Genomic DNA, 17,595 nt, shown 5'->3' on the forward strand with positions numbered 1-17,595 from the left:
GTGTTCTTATTGTTATAAGCCGATAATTTATCGGCTTATTATGAGTTTAGTGTACGCTTTACCACTGGCTTTAACAGTTCGTTTTTGTGTGTTGTAGTCTACGTGTACTATGCCAAAGCGTTTTAAATATCCTTCTGCCCATTCAAAGTTATCCATTAGGCTCCACGCAAAGTAACCATCTACTTTTACGCCGTGCTCGGCTGCGTTATGCAGGGCATTTAAATGCTCGTGGTAGTATTCAATACGATCGTTGTCTTTTACTTCACCGTCTTTAAATTCGTCAGCCATGGCTGCACCGTTTTCGGTAATATAAATAGGCGGTAGAGTGTATTTTTCGTTTAACGATACAAGTAATTCTGTAAGCGCTTTAGGATAAATTTCCCAACCCATATCGGTCATTGGCGCTTTATGTGGCAGCTCATGGTAAAAGTCGGTTTCGCTTGCTTGATAATGCATGCGGGTATAAAAGTTAACTCCTAGGTAATCTAGTGGTTGAGCAATTATTTCCATGTCGCCTTCTAAAATATCAGGGCGGTGGGCTTTAGGTAATTGCGAAATTATATCTGGGTACTTACCTTGCATTACAGGCTGCATATACCATTGGTTTATGTAGTCATCAGCAAATGCAGTGGCTTTTAAATCGTCTTCGCTTTGGGTAACTGAGTAACAAGGTGTAAAGTTAAGCACAATACCGTTAAGCGTATTTGGGCTATTTTTAGCAAGTACTTGCATAGCCAAACCGTGACCCAGTAATAAGTGGTGCGCGGCTTTACGACCAAATTCACGACCTACAATACCCGGAGCATGTACGCCAATTTCGTAACCTAAGAATGAGCTGCAAAATGGTTCGTTTAAAGTGGCGTACGAGTGCACGCGTTCACCAAAAGCTTGGGTAATTAAATCTGTGTAATGGGCAAATTCGTAAGCGGTGTTACGGTTTAGCCAACCACCTTCGTCTTCAATGTGTTGTGGTAAATCCCAGTGGTAAAGCGTTACAAAAGCTTTAATGTTACGGCGTTTTAGCTCATCTAAAATATCGGTATAAAACTTAACGCCGGTAGGGTTTAAGTGACCGCTTTTAGTCATTACTCGTGGCCACGAAATTGAGAGTCTGTAAGCGTCTACGCCTAATGACTCTATTAGGTCTATATCGTCTTTCCAGCGAGTGTAGTGCTCGCAAGCTATATCGCCATTTGAATTATCGACTATTTTGCCTTCTTTACTGCAAAAGGTATCCCAAATACATGGCAAGCGATCGGTTGCGCCGCCTTCAATTTGAAATGAGGCCGTAGCTACACCATAAGTAAAATTTTTGGCTAAAAGTGGTGAGCCACTAGGTAAAGATAATTGTTTCATTAAGAGAAAACCTCTGCTTCTTTGTAGTAAATTTTGCTTTTATTTATAGTTTATAAATTGCATTGATGGAAGCGCTTCCATATTTAATTTGATTAATCACTAAGGATGGTATTTAATAACTTTAAGGAAGCGCTTCCATATTTAGATTAGTGGCTATTGCTAAGTAGGTCAATAGTTAAATTTAAATAACAAATAGGCGCTGCACAAAAACACACTGACACAACACAGGGCTATAAAAATGAAAAAAAGCTTAAACACTAACAGGTTACGAATGCTCCCTATTTTAATAGGCGGATTATGCGTTTTAAGTGCGTGTAATAAACAAGAGGCTAACGCTGATAATAACCAAAGCGCGTTAGACAAAAGTGCTGAGCATGAGCAAGGTAATTTATCACTTTGGCCAACGCTTAAAAGCAAGGTAGTAAAAACGCCTGAAATTAAAAAAACAATTGCTCAGTATTTAAAAACAATGACGCTTGAGCAAAAAGTAGCGCAGATGATCCAACCTGAAATCCGCGATATAACCGCTGCAGACATGCGCAAATACGGTTTTGGTTCGTATTTAAATGGCGGTGGCTCTTTTCCGAATGCGAATAAACATGCGACGCCTGCAGATTGGATAACGCTTGCTGAGAGTATGTATCAGGCATCGGTTGATGACTCAATTGATGGCAGTAAAATTCCTACTATGTGGGGCACAGATGCAGTACATGGTCATAATAATGTAATTGGCGCGACGTTATTTCCGCACAATATTGGTTTAGGTGCAGCAAATAACCCCGCATTAATTGAGCGAATTGCAGCGGCTACGGCAATAGAAGTAATGGCAACGGGCATAGATTGGGTATTTGCACCGACTGTTGCTGTTGTGCGCGATGACCGATGGGGCAGAACGTACGAAGGTTACTCAGAAGATTCAAGCATAGTACGTGAATATTCAGCGGCAATTGTAAACGGACTACAAGGCAGAGCTGATGAGGACTTTTTAAGTGACAAACGCGTAATTAGTACCGTTAAACACTTTTTAGGCGATGGCGGCACGGTAGATGGCGACGATCAGGGTGACAACATTGATAGCGAAGAGGTTTTATATAACATTCATGCACAAGGTTATATAGGTGGCTTAACAGCAGGTAGTCAGTCGGTTATGGCATCGTTTAATAGCTGGAATGGAAAAAAAAATCACGGCAATAAATACTTACTTACCGATGTACTAAAAACAAAAATGGGTTTTGATGGCTTTGTTGTAGGCGATTGGAACGGGCACGGACAAGTTGCAGGCTGTACAAATGAAAGCTGCCCGCAAGCTGTTAATGCAGGGCTTGATATTTTTATGGTGCCAACGGGTGCCTGGAAGCCGCTTTATGAAAATACAATTAAACAAGTAAAAGCGGGCACAATAACAATGGCGCGAATAGATGACGCCGTAGCACGTATTTTACGCGTTAAATTACGCGCGGGTTTATTTGATAAACCAAGTCCCGCAAATCGAAAATATTCAGGTAAATTAGAACTAATAGGTGCGCCAGCACATCGCGATATTGCCCGCCAAGCCGTACAAGAGTCGTTAGTATTACTTAAAAACAACAACCATTTATTACCGCTTAACCCATCAAACAACATACTTATAGCAGGCGATGCGGCCGATAACATAGGCAAGCAATCGGGTGGTTGGAGTATTACGTGGCAGGGAACTAATAATCAAAATGCAGATTTTCCTGGAGCAACGTCTATTTATGCAGGGTTAAAAACGCAAATAGAGGCTGCTGGCGGTAATGCTATTTTAAGCCCAAGTGGCACGTTTGATACCAAACCCGATGTAGCCATTGTTGTATTTGGCGAAGAACCATACGCAGAGGGGCATGGCGATAAAGATAACCTTGAGTTTGAACGTAACAATAAACGCTCTCTTAAAATATTAAAAACATTAAAGCAGCAAAATATACCGGTGGTATCGGTGTTTATATCGGGCAGACCAATGTGGGTTAATAGCGAGCTAAACGCGTCAGATGCATTTGTAGCAGCATGGCTTCCTGGCACTGAAGGAAAAGGCATTGCAGATGTTTTATTAGCGGATGTAAGTGGGCAGGTACAATACGACTTTAAAGGTAAGTTGTCTTTCTCGTGGCCTAAATCGCCACTGCAAACCGCAGTAAATAAGGGCGATACTGATTACTCACCATTATTACCCTATGGCTTTGGCTTAACGTATGAAGACGAAAGTACGCTTGGCAATAATCTAAATGAAGACTCAGGTGTTGATATTAGTAACCTTGCGCCGCTATCTATATTTAATGGCAGCTTTAAAGCACCGTGGCGTTTGTTTTTAAATTCAAACAGCGAGCAGCACCAAGTAGCAAGTAACAGTGTAAAGCTTGGCGGCATCACTTACCGCACTGAAGACAAAGCGATTCAAGAAGATGCGATGCAATTTAATTTTGATGGTACTGCAGCCAGCTACATCGAAATTAATAGTAACTTTACCGAAGACAAAGTGGCCTACATTGAAGCAAATTCGGCCCTTAGCTTTAGCTATAAAGTAAACCAAATACCTAGCTCAAAAACATACCTTGCAATGAAGTGCGAACAAGGTTGTGGTGGCGAGCTTGATATTACCAATGAACTTGAAAATGCTACTTTAAATACATGGCAAACCATGAGTATAGATTTAACGTGTTTTACTAAAAAGGGCGTTGATTTTGCCAGAGTAACCAGCCCTTTTATTATTAAAACGGCAGGAGAGCTTAACGTTTCAGTTGCAGATATTAGCTTTGAGCCACAAAGCGCTAAAAGCGCCATGGTTAAGTGTGAATAATAAAACGTAAAAGTTGTTGTGTGTACCCAAAGCCCTGAGGGCGTGTTGATCTTTGTGGATTGAAATTTGTTCAATCTAGGGGCAATTTAATCGCGGCGAGAGGTTTGTAACCTAGTGGGCTAAGTGAAAACCGAGCAACAAAGAGTAAATTGCCCCTAGGCAGAACCCTACGGGCAGCGTATGTTTGGCATTTATGCTACGTTATCGCCTATTTATGGGGAATAACCACACTACATAGGCTCTGCCTTGCCTAAAAACCAAACATACTGCTGCAAATTCAACCGCCAAAGAACAACACGCCCTAATAAGGGCTTTTTTTATGCTGGGCAATACTGCTTTAAAAACTCATGATGGGGTGGTAATTGGCTTACGCGTTGCTCTATTTGTTGCTTAATACCGTGTAAAAAACGGGTGAGTTCTTCATCGCTCATCATGCTGGCTATTAAGTGATGTTGATTAGGCTCAATACCTTGACCAAGCATAACTTGCACCCACGAATCGACTCTAAAAATATCGCCATCGTCTAAAAATACACGGCCGGTTTGCTTAAACAAATCAATTTTATGCTGAAGTGTTTTTGGCACTTCCATCGCGCTACAATGCTGCCAAAACTCGCTGTCATCGCGATTAGTTACTTTGTAGTGCAGCACAATAAAGTCGCGAATATTTTCAATTTCGATTTTAAGTTGTTTGTTGTATTCGTCAATGGCGTGATTGGTAATGCCATTAAACGGAAATAAACGCATAAAGCGAATAATACCCGACATAATTAAGTGAATGCTGGTGGACTCAAGTGGTTCAACAAATCCGCTGGCAAGGCCAAGCGCTAGGCAGTTTTTGTTCCAGCCTTTTAAGCGACGACCAGTTTTAAATTTAATAACACGGGGCTCTGTAAGCGTCTCACCTTCAATGTTATTTAATAGTAAGGCTTTGGCTTGCTCGTCATCCATATATTGGCTGCAATATACTAAGCCATTACCTACACGGTTTTGCAACGGTATACGCCATTGCCAGCCGCTTTTATGGGCAATAGATCGGGTAAGTGGCAATACGGTCTCGTTGGTTGATTTTGTTTGCACCGCAATGGCGCTGTTACACGGTAGTAAATGCGACCAGTCTTCGTAGCCAGTATGCAATGCTTGCTCTATTAATAAGCCTCTAAAGCCGGTGCAATCAATAAAAAAGTCGCCGTTAATGTGCTCGCCATTATTTAAAATCAATGATTCTATATGGCCCGTTTTAGTGTTTTTTACTACTTTTTGTATTTTACCTTCAATGCATTTTACACCTAATGGCTCTGAAAATTCACGTAAAAACTGCGCGTAACGTGTGGCGTCCATATGGTAAGCATAGTTAATGAGGTTTTGCTGATTAAACGCAAATTTACCGCTTTTAGCGGCTTGCAGTTCGTAGCAGTAATCGCCAAAAGGGTTGTTTATTCCTAAAGTTTTACCTTGCAGCCAAAAGTGATGAAATTCACCCGCCCAACATTCTTTGCCCGTTGCGCCAAATGAGTGAATATAATGCGTGTTTTCATCGCCCCAGTTTTCAAAGCTAATACCTAATTTAAAACTGGCTTGAGTGGCTTTCATAAATGCTTGCTCGTTTATACCCAGCAATTTATGAAATGTACGAATAGGCGGAATTGTTGCTTCGCCAACACCTACAGTGCCAATATCGTCAGATTCAACAAGGGTTATGTTTATATTGTTACCAACTAGTTTAGCAAGTGCCGCTGCGGCCATCCAACCAGCGGTGCCACCTCCAGCAATTACTACGTTTTTAACAGCGTTTGTTTTAGTCATTATGTGGCTGCCCATTATTTGATGAAAGGTGATTTAAAAGCGCGCGATTACTTGGCAGTCCATTTAAACACTGCGCTATTTTTTCGCGATTTTGTTGATAATAGTAATCCCCAGCACGTGGGTCGTTAAATGTATTTTGTGCAGATACTATTTGTGTATTAAAGCCCATGCCATATAAAACGTATTGATAACTGCTTGATGAAAACACTTCTTCATTTTCAATAAAATCAAAGCGGCTAGGGGGCTGAAATTGCCAAAGTTTAAGTAAGTTTTGCAGGCGTTCGGGCGCGGTATTTAAATTACTAATATCTTGCCAATAAGGAGTGTCGTCGCGCTCGCTTAACACATAATGAAGTTTTAAAAACTCGATAACGCGCTGCCAACGAGTGCTAAAGCGGCTGTTAAAACGACTTGCAAGCTGGCTCATGTGTGTGCGGTTTTGCGGTAGTTGCTCGCTTATCATGCTAATTGAAAGCTCAACCATAGCAAGAGCTGACGCTTCAAGTGGCTCTAAAAAGCCAGCTGACATACCTACGGCAACACAGTTTTTAATCCAAAATTGTTGCCTGTAACCAGGGCTGAATTTTAATACGCGGTAGTTAAGTTGCTCAGCTTGTTGCTCACTGGTGCTTTTGGCTATGTAGCTTTTTAGTGTATTTGTTGCGCATTCATCACTTTGATATTTACTACTAAATACATAACCTGTGCCACGGCGTGTTGGCAGGGCTATATCCCAAATCCAACCGTTACTTTGCGCTGTAGATAGTGTTGCAGAGGCAATTGGTTGATCGGTGTGTGCATTAGGTATTTGCGCCGCAACAGCGCTGTTATTAAATAAAATATGATCTTGCGCTATAAACTCACTATTAAAATGCTCACCAATTAAACGAGCGCAAGAGCCTGAGCAATCTATAAATAAATCACCCGTTATATCGCCATTATTATTTGTTTTTAATGAGGCAATATAGCCATGATCGTCGTTAATAACCTGGGTTACATCGTCAGTAATATGTGTAACGTTTAGGTTTTTAACGCAGTGATTTTTTAAAAACTCAGCAAATTTACCCGCATCTAAATGATAACCATAGTTGGTGACCGCTGCATATTCAGGTGTTTGTAATTGCTTTGGTGCAAGTGCGGCTTGGCATACAAAGCTTTGCATATTAACAACGTCGGCAAATTTTTGATCAGGTGCAATACGTTGCCAACTGGCGTGTAAATTAGTGTGCTCGTAGCCTTGTGGATTCATAAAAGGGTGGTAGTAGTTTTCTCCCTCGCTGAGGTTACGCCAATTTATAAATTTAGAACCTTGCTTAAATGACGCGTCGCACTGGGTTATAAAATCAATTTCTTTAATGCCAATGCGTTGTAGCGTGTTACGCATTGACGGCCACGTGCCTTCGCCCACGCCCAATATAGGCACATTTGCCGACTCAACTAACGTAACACTAAGGTGCGGGTGTTCAGCGGCTAATAAGCCTGCGCTTAGCCAACCGGCAGTACCACCACCTAAAACGACTATTTTTGTTATTGGTTTGGTCATGAGTTAACACCCTAAAGTTGATAACATTTAAACTAGCATTATTATTGTTATAAATAACCTGTACTCAGCTTAAATACAAAGTAAAGCCGTTAGTAAAAACTAACGGCTTTACTTTGTATTACCTTTAGAAGTTGTAACGCATACCAATATTGTAACGTGCGCCTAGCTGTTGTAGGTTCCACAATTGTACTGACGTGCGACCATGTTCGCGGCTGTTTTGCTCAGTAATGTTAAGGCCTTCAACAAAAAACGATAGTTGTTCGCTGTAGTTGTACGCAACATTAAAGTCTATTTGATAATATTCTTCAGTAAAGCCTGGCTCATTTACGTATCGAGCTGCGCTATTTAAAAACTTATCACGCCAGTTGTAAGCAATACGTGCTTGAAAATCATCGTTTTCGTACATTGCAATAAAGTTAGCTGTATCGCTTAAACCCACTAATGCAAATTGTGTAGTAGTAGGGTCGGCGTTTACATCAAAGTCTATGTCGCCATTAACTGTGGTGTAGTTTGCTTGCACACCAAAGCCGCTTTCACCAAAAAAGTGCTGAAAGGCAACTTCAAAACCATCAATGGTGGCATTTTTATTGTTGGTAGGTACTTGCGCTGTAAATTCTAGTAATGGGTCGTCGCTGTTAGCAATTACATCGTAAGCGGCTTCAAACTCTTCGTAGGTCATAGAGTCAAAATCAACGTTGTTTTCTGTTGCGGCAACCATTTGAAATAAGTTTGAATCGGTTACTGCAAGTCCGCGAGATTCTAGCTCAGCAATGGCAGCTTGAGCGCGAGGGCCCGCTGTTGCATCGCGTAATCCGTAGTAGTTTTGTGTCATTGGTGTTAAACCAATAAAGTTTTCGATGTCTTTAGTGTAATAACCTACCGACACATAACTTGTTTCTGCAAAGTACCACTCAGCCGATACATCAATATTATCTGATTCAAGCGGCACTAAACCAGGGTTGCCTGTTGACGCTGTAGCCGGTGAAGAACCCGCTAAAAGAGTAGGGGCACCCGGTACACCAACAGTCGCTGCTGAACTTAAGTTGTCGTAAGTTGGGCGAGCAATTGTAGTGCTATAAGAAAAACGCGCTTTTACGTTTTCAATTACTTCTATGTCAAAGTCAAAGCTTGGTAAAAAGTGATCATAGCTAGATTTAAGGGTGAAATCTTCTTTATCTGAGCCAAAGCGAACGTTAAAGTCGTTATTACCTTCCCATGCTACTGCGTTAGGTAAATCGATATTAGCCGTTGAGGTAATGTCGGTAGACTCTTGGCGTGCGCCAATAACAATGTTGTATGGCATATCGCCAATGTAACCGTTGTAAGTAAATTGCACAAACGCAGCGGTTATATCTTCTTCAATGGTGCGATTAGTTGCAAATGCGCCATCGGCTGCAAAGTTAAAGCCGTATTCTTCACCTGCCCAGTAACCAATTTGCGATGCGCTGCCGGTATAACCTTGGTTGAACGAGCCAGATGTATCGTAGTCGTCAAACTCAGCTAAAAAGTTTGTTGGGTTTAGGTAGCCATCAGGTAGCTCGCCTGGGTTTTCTATCCCCCAGTTACCCATTGTATTACGTGTAAGTGATTGCAGTGAATGGCTTTCCATAGAGCGAGACTCTATACCAAAGTCAATTGCGCCGTTTTCAATTTCGTATTTACCATGGATTCTAAATTCTGTGATTTCAGACTCTTGGCGAGCAAAGTTAGAATCTAAAATAGACGTACCCACATCAGAGGCATCTAACGTGTTATTACAATTTAGGTTGTCTCGGCGGCAATCATCAAAATCGATACTCATTGATGGAAGCTCACGGCTAAAATCAACTTCTTGTGCGTTAACTACGTTTGCGCCCAAGCCTGCGTTTACCCAGCTGCCGTAAGGTGCATCTGGTTTGCTAGTGGCTTTTGAATTGTGTGCATCAAACATAAAGCTCAATTCTGAGTTGAAATAGTACTCAACGTTTAAACCAATAGAGTCGTTTTGGTTAACTTGGTTTAGCTCTTGAAACGCTAAACCTAAATCGCGTGTTTGCTGATCGCGACGTTCTTCTCGGTAGTAAATAGGGGTTTTTACCGTGTTATCGTCAAATGTTAGCGCGCTTTTGTAGTTATCCATCCATATTGATTGCTCAGCACGGGCTTCGAACAAGTCTTGCTTAGAGTACGTGTAATCAAGCGTGGCTGTTAAATCGTCAATTGGGCTGTACTGCAGCGTTAATTGTGCGTTTGTACGAGTACGTTCTCTGTCGGCAATGGTGTAGCGCAAATCTGATGGCATTGAATAAAGCTGACCAACAGCGGGTGCATTAGTTAAAACAATATCGTCTGCAGCTTGTGGAATTGTGCCGTCAAAAGCAGATGTATTCCATTGATTTACAAACGCACCTGTTGATGAGCTATCGCGCTGTTGCATGCTTGCAGTTAACGAGGCACCAAATTTAGCTTCACTGTCGGTCCAGCTAATTAAGCCCGAAAGCTCTGGTGTTATGTCATCACCAACGCGGTTTGTTGAGTCGTGTAATGCTTTTACGCCAATGCTTGAAACAAAGCCTGGATTGTCGAGTGGGCGAGCCGTATTAATATTAATTGTTGCGCCAATACCACCTGATGCAATACTTGCTTTACCTGTTTTATATACTTCAACCGACTTAACGCTATCAGACGCTAAGTTTGCAAAGTCAAAAGCACGAGAGCTTGGTGTACCACCGCCTGAAGGCAATGAAGCTGCCGGCATAGTACGACCGTTTAGGGTTACCATATTGTAGTCGGGACCAAAACCACGAACCGTTACTTTAGAGCCTTCACCATTTGAACGATCAATCGACACACCCGTAATACGCTGTAGCGACTCGGCTAAGTTGGTATCGGGGAATTTACCAATATCTTCAGCTGATATAGCATCTACAACACCTGCGGCGTCGCGTTTTAATCGAGTTGACTCTTTAATACTGCTTTTAAAACCAGTAACTTGAATTACTTCAACATCTGTATTTGCTTCTTGTGCATATACAGGTAAAGAGATTGATGCGCCTAAAATCAGAGATAGGCTGGTCGCTATCTTTGTTTTTCTTACAATATGGTTGGACATTCGGTTTCCCTCGCACTTTTATCATTATTATTAACAGCTGTATGGGGCTGTTATTGTGTAATTATAAACATTGTCAAATGTATGGAAGCGCTTCCAGAAAAATTCATTTAACTGAGTTTTGTGGAAGCGCTTCCAGAAATGCTAGTTTAAATTTTAAATAGGGTCAACTATTGTTTTAATAAAATGAGACTAAATTGTTTTTAAAATGTATGTTTTTTGGATTTAATTTTATTTAAATTATAAATTACAGGTGGTTATAAAAAACCGTTTTAAATAGTTGTGTAACAACATTTTATTATAAGAAAACCAATTATTGATTCATTTAGTTATTTAAACACTTTAATAAGGTGTTTAAACCGGCTTTTAATACGCACTAAAATTAGTAAGTCGGCCGTTGGTCACTCAACTAACAAAATAGGTACATTTACTAACTTAGCAAAAATGCCTATGTAGTGATTATGTACAACGCAATTGATGAAAAAGCATCAAACGGCGGTTCTATCTCATTTTATGAATCGGTCATTAAAAAATCAGCAACTGTTTAAAAAATCGTTAATTAAATCACTAAAAAGTAACGTAGTTTTTGCAGAAGATGGTTTAAAAATAAACTTATAAAGTATTACGCATAAGAGTGTTGCGAGTCGCTAGTTTTATCGCTATTTTAAAGGCTCTCTCATAGATGGATTTTATTATGCGCATTAAATTTTTAGCGAGCTTTTATTCTTTCTTCTTGTTTGCACTGTTTGGTTGTGACGACCAAAGCATGGCAATACAAGATAGCCCTCAGCTAAATAGTAATGCAAGTAACTTACCCTCTAATAACAAAGTAAATACACCTCCAGCAGCTCAAAAAGACGAACCCGCTTTAGTGGTCGGTATGCTGGCAACACATTGTAAAAGTAATGAAGCAGCCTACATTAACGCAAAAATGCATAAAGTTGTGCGTAACCCAGATGAAAGTACAGCCTACAAGTTAGAACCTACCGATAAAGTGCTTTCTATTTGTGTTGCAAAAGATGACTCATCGCTTAGTTATCGATTTGGTAGAGTTAATGACATAGGGCTTGAAAAAGAAGCAACACCGGATGCACCATTTGGTAGTTACTACAGGCAAGTAGGGCGTATTGGCGAGAGTATTTTATTTTTCAGTAACGGCGAATATCATTATTATATTATTAACTCAGGCGGTATGGGCAGCGGTGTAACCGTTAATGTTTATAAAAACGATACATTAATTACTGAGCTGTTTTCGGGTAATGATCCTTACGATGATTTTGTTATAGCAACTGATTTAAATTTCCCTAAAAAATTGGTTATCGAAAAACAGCCATTTAATAAGCAAATGCAGTAAATAATGACTCCACAGCAGCAAAACGTAATAGAGCAAGGGCATTGGTTTAAAAACCGTAGCGCTTATTTAAAAAGCTTTTTATTAACGCAGGGCAAAACGCTCTCGCTAAAGGCTCAGCAATCATTATTTTTGCGAGGTGATAAGCACGATGGAATTTATGCCGTACTTAACGGAGTAGTGCGTATTAGTGGCGTAAGTAACGAAGGCAAAGAAGCTGTACTCAGTTTTATTGATTCGTCACTGTGGTTTGGCGAAGTAACCTTGTTTGATGGTGGCCTGCGTACTCACGACGTATATGCACAAACTGATGTTGTGCTTTTTTACGTGCCCCAACGCGAGCTTGAACAGCTATTAAACGAACAGCCACAATATTGGCAAGAGTTTGGTTTATTGTTGGCACAAAAGTTACGCCTAATGTTTACCTCAATGGAAGATCACGCATTACTAAGTGCTGAGCAAAAAGTATGCAATCGACTTTTAATGCTCAGCGAGCATACAGAGCACTTAACACCGCTTGTTTTATCTCAGCAGCAACTTGCTGATATGACCTACCTAACGCGCCAAACTATTAATCAAATACTGCAACAGCTTGTTAGCTTACAAGCTATTAGTTTGGGGTATCAACGCATAACTGTTTTAGATAAACAAAAGTTACAGGCGCGTGCTACACAGGCTTAAATAGAGGCTGTTTTATTTAGTTGGAACCAAAATTGCTACAGATAATGTAACGCAACAATGGATTTGAGCTAATGACTACAATAACCTTTAAAAATCAATACAGTAATTATAACTCTCCTACAGTAAATAAAGCGGCAGGTCCAAGCGAAGTTGCGGCAACTAATACCCTCCCTAACGTAAAAACAAGTGATACTAAAGGCATTACCTCAGCCCCTAAAGAACTAACGTTTTTAGAAAGTGCTCAAGAAGCGCTGGTTTATCAGCGCTTAGGTGTAAACAAAAACAAAATAGACGAGCTGAAAGCGACAATAGAAGAGCTCATTAAAGAACAGCAAAGTGAGGGCGCAGACCCTAGCGCAATTGCTGATAAAATAGAGGAACTTCAAAAAATGCTTGAGCAAGAGTATCAAAAAGGGTCGGATCGTATGGGCATGCAGGGTGAGCATGAGCCCGGTAAGATCATTTCTGCATTTGTTTAATTTAAATAATGTCGGATACCTGACATTGTTGTTGTACTGATGTTTGCTAAAGTTAACATTGCATATAAAAATAAAGTAGGATTAAACAATGAAAACACTTCAACAGCAACTTGGTAAATATGGTTTATATCATCGTTCTAAGCGTAATGTACTAACGCACTTTATTGGTATTCCGCTCATTGTATTTGCAGCGTTGTGTTTACTAGCGCGCATTCAAATACCCCTTGGTAGTGTAGTAATTGATGGTGCACAACTTTTTGTATTAGCGTCGGTTGTTTATTATTTTATGCTGAGCTTTTCGCTTGGCTTTATTATGGCCGTGATATTCACTTTACTCCTTGTTGGTGCTCAGCCTATTGCGGCAATGGCGTTTTGGCCTTGGTTGAGTATTGGCGTAGGTGTGTTTGTATTTGGCTGGGTATTACAGTTTATTGGGCACTATTACGAAGGTAAAAAACCGGCGTTTGTAGATGATCTAATTGGCTTAATTATTGGCCCTTTGTACGTAACTGTTGAGCTACTATTTTTAATGGGTTTTTATAAAACATTAGAAGATGAAGTAAACGCAATAGCAGGTCCTACAAAGGCTTAACTAATAAAAATTAATTACAGGTGCTTATGCAATATAATAATAAAACAGTGTGGATCACCGGCGCATCGTCAGGGATTGGTAAAGAGCTTGCTATACAATTTGCAGAGCTTGGAGCGCGCGTTATTTTATCGGCGCGTAATGTAGATAAACTCAATGATTTAAAAGCCACCCTTAAAGGCGAAGGGCACTTAATTGTGCCGCTTGATTTAGCCCAGCCAGAGCTGGTACTAAGCACAATAACTGCGAAAATGAGCGAGCTTCCTGCAATTGATATTTTAATTAATAACGGCGGCGTATCGCAGCGTAGCTTATTTTTAGAAAACGACTTTAACGTGTATCGCCAATTAATGGAGGTTAATTACTTTGGCTTAATTGCACTGACTAAAGCCGTATTGCCTACTATGGTGGCAAGGCGCAGTGGCTCAATTGTGTCTATTAGTAGTGTGGCGGGTAAAGTAGGTTCAAAATTTAGAACAGGTTATTCGGGTTCTAAATATGCGGTTGTTGGCTTTATGGATTGCCTACGTGCAGAAGTAGCACAACATAATATTCATTGTTTAACAATTTGCCCAGGCTCTATTAAAACAGCGATTGCGCATAACTCACTAAACGAGCAAGGCATAGCGCAAAATAAACCAGAAGAGTCGATAGAAAATGGCATGGATGTAAGCGTAGCTGCTAAAAAAATGATTAACGCCATTAGTAATAAAAAAGACGAAGTGAATGTGGGTAAAGGTTTAAGTGGTTGGGCGCCTACAATTAAACGCTTTTTTCCAACTTTGTTTAATAGGCTAAGCGCAAAAACAAACTATAGGTAGCATCGTTTATTTCAAAGGCGTAAAATGCCGTAAATTTGATCAATTTAGACAAGGATTCTAAATGAAGTATTTATGGCTGAGCCTATTTTTTATTGTATTAATTTGGTCTGGTATTAACCCAAAAGATCAATTTACATGGCTGCTTGAAGTTATTCCCGCAATTATTGGTTTAGTGCTGCTAGCAAGCACATATAGCCACTTTAAACTTACCCCTATTTTATACACCTTTATTTTAGCGCATTGTATTGTGCTGATGATTGGCGGGCATTACACCTACGCCGAAGTCCCTTTGTTCGATAACCTATTTGGTAGCGAGCGTAATAACTACGACAAAGTAGGGCACTTTTTTCAAGGTTTTGTACCTGCGCTGCTAGCACGCGAAATTTTGCTACGCAAAAAAGTAGTAAATGGTCGAGGCTGGTTAATCACCTTTGTTATTTCGGTATGTTTAGCATTTAGCGCGTTTTACGAATTAATAGAGTGGTGGGTTGCAGTACTAAGCGGCGAAGACGCAGAAGCGTTTTTAGGCACGCAAGGCTACGTGTGGGATACCCAATCAGATATGGGGCTGGCGTTATTTGGGGCTATTTGCTCGTTATTGCTGCTTTCAAAAGTACACGACAAACAGCTTAAAAGCGTTAAAGATTATTTATAAAAACGCTTATAGAAACATCTATACAAATATTGATTAAAACTTGAGATAGGTGTGCTTTATGTGCTCCAGGGCGTGTTGTTTTTATTTTTTGATCTGAGACGCAGTTTGCTGTTGTATTACTCTATTCGTGTATAAACGCATAATAACTTCGAATATAAATGCGATAAAGAAAATTGAAAGAATGTAATAAACAATATGAGGCATTGCTTTAGATGAATACGCAATGGCAAAAAGTGCTGCGCCAAAAGAGCCGACAACAGCTGCAATAACACAGGATATTTTCGCTTTAGTTTCTTTAACTTTAAATAAGTGACCGGTGTGAGTAAAACCTTGGATCAATAATACAGAGATAGCCGCTATACTGGCAATTTGACTTAAATCTAATAATAAAATCATTGGCACAATAAGAATTGCTGAGATTAATAACCCTTCTGTATTATTAAAAACATGATATTCATATTGTTTAGGCAAGCTACCTTCCTTTGCTAACGTATAACCAATTTGTGTAACAGCATATAATGTGGCATTGATCGCTGATGCGGTGGCAAGTAAGGCTGTAATGGCTATAATCTTGAATCCCCATTCGCCTAATGCAGGGCGAACAGCTTCAGCTAAAGCATAATCCTTATCTTGCAGAATAGTTGCCAATGATAAATTACCAAACACAGCAACAGAAACAGCTATATAAAGAACAGTAACAAGTAAAATTGCAATAACCATGGCTTTTAGCATAGTTTTTTCTGGGCTTTGCATATCTTCAACACTATTGGTAATTACGCTAAACCCTTGAAAGGCAAAAAATGTTAAACCTAAGGCATAAAAAACATTTAAAGTATCGGGTGCATTAGTTAACGATAATCGTGCGGGTTGAATGTAAAATAATGCTAATACAGTAAAAATAATTAAAGCGAATAGTTTAATAATCACAATAAGATTTTCAGCTTTGGCGACAATTGATGCACCAATAAAATTTACGATAACGAAAAAAGACAACACACTAACTGAAAAAATATTAATGAATAAATGAGTATCCTCTTTTGGAAAGTAGGTCGCGGCATAGGTTCCAAAAGATTTGCATACAGCAGCTATTGCTACTAATTGAGCAAAATAAAAGAGCACCCCAAGAGCACCAGAAAATACGCCTTCGCCGTAACCGTGAATAAGATATTCAACAATCCCACCTCGGCTAGGGTAGCGAACAGCAAGTTTACTTAATGAATAGCCACAAAATAACGCGATAATTGCTGCAATTGCAAAAGACATAGTAACTAAATTTCCCGCAATTACACCCGCTTCTCCAATAACGATAAAAATACCAGCGCCAACCATTGAGCCAATACCCAAAAATATCGCACTCCATAAACCAAATGCTTTCTTTTCTGCTGGTTGCTCTATTTTTTGTATCATTATTACTGCCTTTTTATATAGCTCACTATTAAGAAATAAATCAGATTCGAAAAGCAGTGAGTCTTACTAAACGGAGGAAAGAACATGGCCTCGCCTGAATCGATTTATTATAAAGCTATTGGTATATTTTACCTTTGTATTTTAACCAACCACCAACATGATATCCATTGGGATCATTATGAGTCCAATGAACTACGCCCCCCTTTTTATTCCACTCATACTCACCATAAAATTGAACAGTATCACCTTTTGAAAGCAAATTAATTTTTGGCGCAAGATCAATGTTATGTGCAATTAAAATAGTAATGCCTGTACTTAATTTAAGAATAAACTTTTGATGACGCGAGCCATTATTATCGTCGTTTAATATACGAATAACGATTCCAGAGCCCTGTACTTGAACGTTACTTTGATGATTTTTGTATGCTTCATTCAGGGATGTAGCATTTGCAAAATTTGACCAGTGTAAAAAAGTAAAACCGAGTAAAATATATATTAATAACTTACGCATACACTAAACCTTCCTTAGTTCTATAATGCCACTAAAGTGACTGAAATATTTGAAGTACAAACAGCATACAGATAAAAATATCCATTTTTAATGGAGGTTATCTGTAGAGGCTTCCAATATATTCATAACAGCTTATTAAATCCAACGTTAAGGCGTTATACCCCCAAAACGGCTTAGATTACATTGTTCAATAATTCCACTTAAAAACATTATTGTAAATAGGTATTTATACGAGTGATAAAATAAGTTTTTTGTTGTTTTACTTGAGGATAATTAGAAAGTACTAAAGACGTCCTGAAAGAGGGAAGGGGAGTTTGAGATTTAATTTTCTAAACGTATCCACCGGCTTTTAAAGCAAGGCGAATACGTTTTGACGAGGGCGTTCAGAATTCTGTGTCAGCCTAAATTGCTAAATATCTAGCACACCATCTAACCTACCTTCGAAGTGGATGGCCAATTGCGACAATGTCAGATTCCAGTTATGGATTGGCATT

General features: G+C 39.6%; 13 protein-coding genes. 7 read left to right on the forward strand and 6 right to left on the reverse strand.

Annotated features, from left to right (window positions below):
• Nucleotides 1–27 precede the first annotated feature (27 nt).
• Nucleotides 28–1,356, reverse strand: coding sequence for a GH1 family beta-glucosidase (locus tag I6F49_RS08560; protein WP_197179798.1), 1,329 nt, complete (start codon nucleotides 1,354–1,356; stop codon nucleotides 28–30).
• 238 nt (nucleotides 1,357–1,594) lie between these two features.
• Between I6F49_RS08560 and I6F49_RS08565 the strand changes: the two genes are divergently transcribed.
• Nucleotides 1,595–4,171 carry a glycoside hydrolase family 3 protein gene (locus I6F49_RS08565; protein WP_197179800.1) on the forward strand — a complete coding sequence of 859 codons (2,577 nt, stop codon included), beginning with the start codon at nucleotides 1,595–1,597 and terminating at the stop codon, nucleotides 4,169–4,171.
• A gap of 317 nt (nucleotides 4,172–4,488) precedes the next feature.
• On the opposite strand, the gene I6F49_RS08570 is transcribed toward I6F49_RS08565, so the two are convergent.
• The 3 genes from I6F49_RS08570 to I6F49_RS08580 form a co-directional block, all read right to left on the reverse strand.
• Entirely contained in the window at nucleotides 4,489–5,976 is a 1,488-nt protein-coding gene (locus I6F49_RS08570) for a tryptophan halogenase family protein (RefSeq protein ID WP_197179802.1), read from the reverse strand.
• Nucleotides 5,969–7,519, reverse strand: coding sequence for a tryptophan halogenase family protein (locus I6F49_RS08575; RefSeq protein WP_197179804.1), 1,551 nt, complete (start codon nucleotides 7,517–7,519; stop codon nucleotides 5,969–5,971). Before I6F49_RS08575 ends, I6F49_RS08570 begins: the two co-directional genes overlap by 8 nt.
• A gap of 124 nt (nucleotides 7,520–7,643) precedes the next feature.
• On the reverse strand, nucleotides 7,644–10,610 hold the full coding sequence (locus tag I6F49_RS08580; RefSeq protein WP_197179806.1) for a TonB-dependent receptor: 2,967 nt from the start codon (nucleotides 10,608–10,610) through the stop codon (nucleotides 7,644–7,646).
• A 679-nt stretch (nucleotides 10,611–11,289) separates the two neighbouring features.
• Here I6F49_RS08580 and I6F49_RS08585 point away from each other — a divergent pair.
• The 6 genes from I6F49_RS08585 to I6F49_RS08610 all read left to right on the forward strand — a co-directional run bounded on the left by I6F49_RS08585 (nucleotide 11,290) and on the right by I6F49_RS08610 (nucleotide 15,183).
• Nucleotides 11,290–11,961, forward strand: a complete 672-nt coding sequence (locus tag I6F49_RS08585; RefSeq protein WP_197179808.1) for a hypothetical protein — start codon at nucleotides 11,290–11,292, stop codon at nucleotides 11,959–11,961.
• 3 nt (nucleotides 11,962–11,964) lie between these two features.
• Nucleotides 11,965–12,639, forward strand: coding sequence for a Crp/Fnr family transcriptional regulator (locus tag I6F49_RS08590; RefSeq protein WP_197179810.1), 675 nt, complete (start codon nucleotides 11,965–11,967; stop codon nucleotides 12,637–12,639).
• A 71-nt stretch (nucleotides 12,640–12,710) separates the two neighbouring features.
• Nucleotides 12,711–13,118 carry a hypothetical protein gene (locus I6F49_RS08595; RefSeq protein ID WP_197179812.1) on the forward strand — a complete coding sequence of 136 codons (408 nt, stop codon included), beginning with the start codon at nucleotides 12,711–12,713 and terminating at the stop codon, nucleotides 13,116–13,118.
• Between the two features lie 88 nt (nucleotides 13,119–13,206).
• A complete protein-coding gene (locus I6F49_RS08600) occupies nucleotides 13,207–13,710 on the forward strand; it encodes an Mpo1 family 2-hydroxy fatty acid dioxygenase (protein WP_010553511.1) in 504 nt (167 codons plus the stop codon).
• A 26-nt stretch (nucleotides 13,711–13,736) separates the two neighbouring features.
• Nucleotides 13,737–14,528: an SDR family oxidoreductase gene (locus I6F49_RS08605; protein ID WP_197179813.1), complete on the forward strand. Its 792-nt coding sequence runs from the start codon at nucleotides 13,737–13,739 to the stop codon at nucleotides 14,526–14,528.
• A 61-nt stretch (nucleotides 14,529–14,589) separates the two neighbouring features.
• Nucleotides 14,590–15,183: a DUF2238 domain-containing protein gene (locus I6F49_RS08610; RefSeq protein ID WP_166421671.1), complete on the forward strand. Its 594-nt coding sequence runs from the start codon at nucleotides 14,590–14,592 to the stop codon at nucleotides 15,181–15,183.
• Between the two features lie 81 nt (nucleotides 15,184–15,264).
• Here the strand turns inward: I6F49_RS08610 and I6F49_RS08615 are convergent, their stop codons facing one another.
• Nucleotides 15,265–16,590 (reverse strand): APC family permease, encoded by a 1,326-nt coding sequence (locus tag I6F49_RS08615; protein WP_197179815.1) that lies wholly within the window; start codon nucleotides 16,588–16,590, stop codon nucleotides 15,265–15,267.
• A 115-nt stretch (nucleotides 16,591–16,705) separates the two neighbouring features.
• Nucleotides 16,706–17,101 carry a DUF3465 domain-containing protein gene (locus tag I6F49_RS08620; protein ID WP_197179817.1) on the reverse strand — a complete coding sequence of 132 codons (396 nt, stop codon included), beginning with the start codon at nucleotides 17,099–17,101 and terminating at the stop codon, nucleotides 16,706–16,708.
• Nucleotides 17,102–17,595: the final 494 nt, after the last annotated feature.

The sequence above is a fragment of the Pseudoalteromonas sp. SWN166 genome (assembly GCF_015864485.1).
GTDB lineage: Bacteria > Pseudomonadota > Gammaproteobacteria > Enterobacterales > Alteromonadaceae > Pseudoalteromonas.

Coding starts and splice junctions, on each gene's coding strand:
- I6F49_RS08610 (WP_166421671.1), top strand. CDS start 14,590: ATGAAGTATTTATGGCTGAGCCTATTTTTTATTGTATTAATTTGGTCT.
- I6F49_RS08600 (WP_010553511.1), top strand. CDS start 13,207: ATGAAAACACTTCAACAGCAACTTGGTAAATATGGTTTATATCATCGT.
- I6F49_RS08560 (WP_197179798.1), bottom strand. CDS start 1,356: ATGAAACAATTATCTTTACCTAGTGGCTCACCACTTTTAGCCAAAAAT.
- I6F49_RS08590 (WP_197179810.1), top strand. CDS start 11,965: ATGACTCCACAGCAGCAAAACGTAATAGAGCAAGGGCATTGGTTTAAA.
- I6F49_RS08620 (WP_197179817.1), bottom strand. CDS start 17,101: ATGCGTAAGTTATTAATATATATTTTACTCGGTTTTACTTTTTTACAC.
- I6F49_RS08570 (WP_197179802.1), bottom strand. CDS start 5,976: ATGACTAAAACAAACGCTGTTAAAAACGTAGTAATTGCTGGAGGTGGC.
- I6F49_RS08615 (WP_197179815.1), bottom strand. CDS start 16,590: ATGATACAAAAAATAGAGCAACCAGCAGAAAAGAAAGCATTTGGTTTA.
- I6F49_RS08595 (WP_197179812.1), top strand. CDS start 12,711: ATGACTACAATAACCTTTAAAAATCAATACAGTAATTATAACTCTCCT.
- I6F49_RS08565 (WP_197179800.1), top strand. CDS start 1,595: ATGAAAAAAAGCTTAAACACTAACAGGTTACGAATGCTCCCTATTTTA.
- I6F49_RS08605 (WP_197179813.1), top strand. CDS start 13,737: ATGCAATATAATAATAAAACAGTGTGGATCACCGGCGCATCGTCAGGG.
- I6F49_RS08575 (WP_197179804.1), bottom strand. CDS start 7,519: ATGACCAAACCAATAACAAAAATAGTCGTTTTAGGTGGTGGTACTGCC.
- I6F49_RS08580 (WP_197179806.1), bottom strand. CDS start 10,610: ATGTCCAACCATATTGTAAGAAAAACAAAGATAGCGACCAGCCTATCT.
- I6F49_RS08585 (WP_197179808.1), top strand. CDS start 11,290: ATGGATTTTATTATGCGCATTAAATTTTTAGCGAGCTTTTATTCTTTC.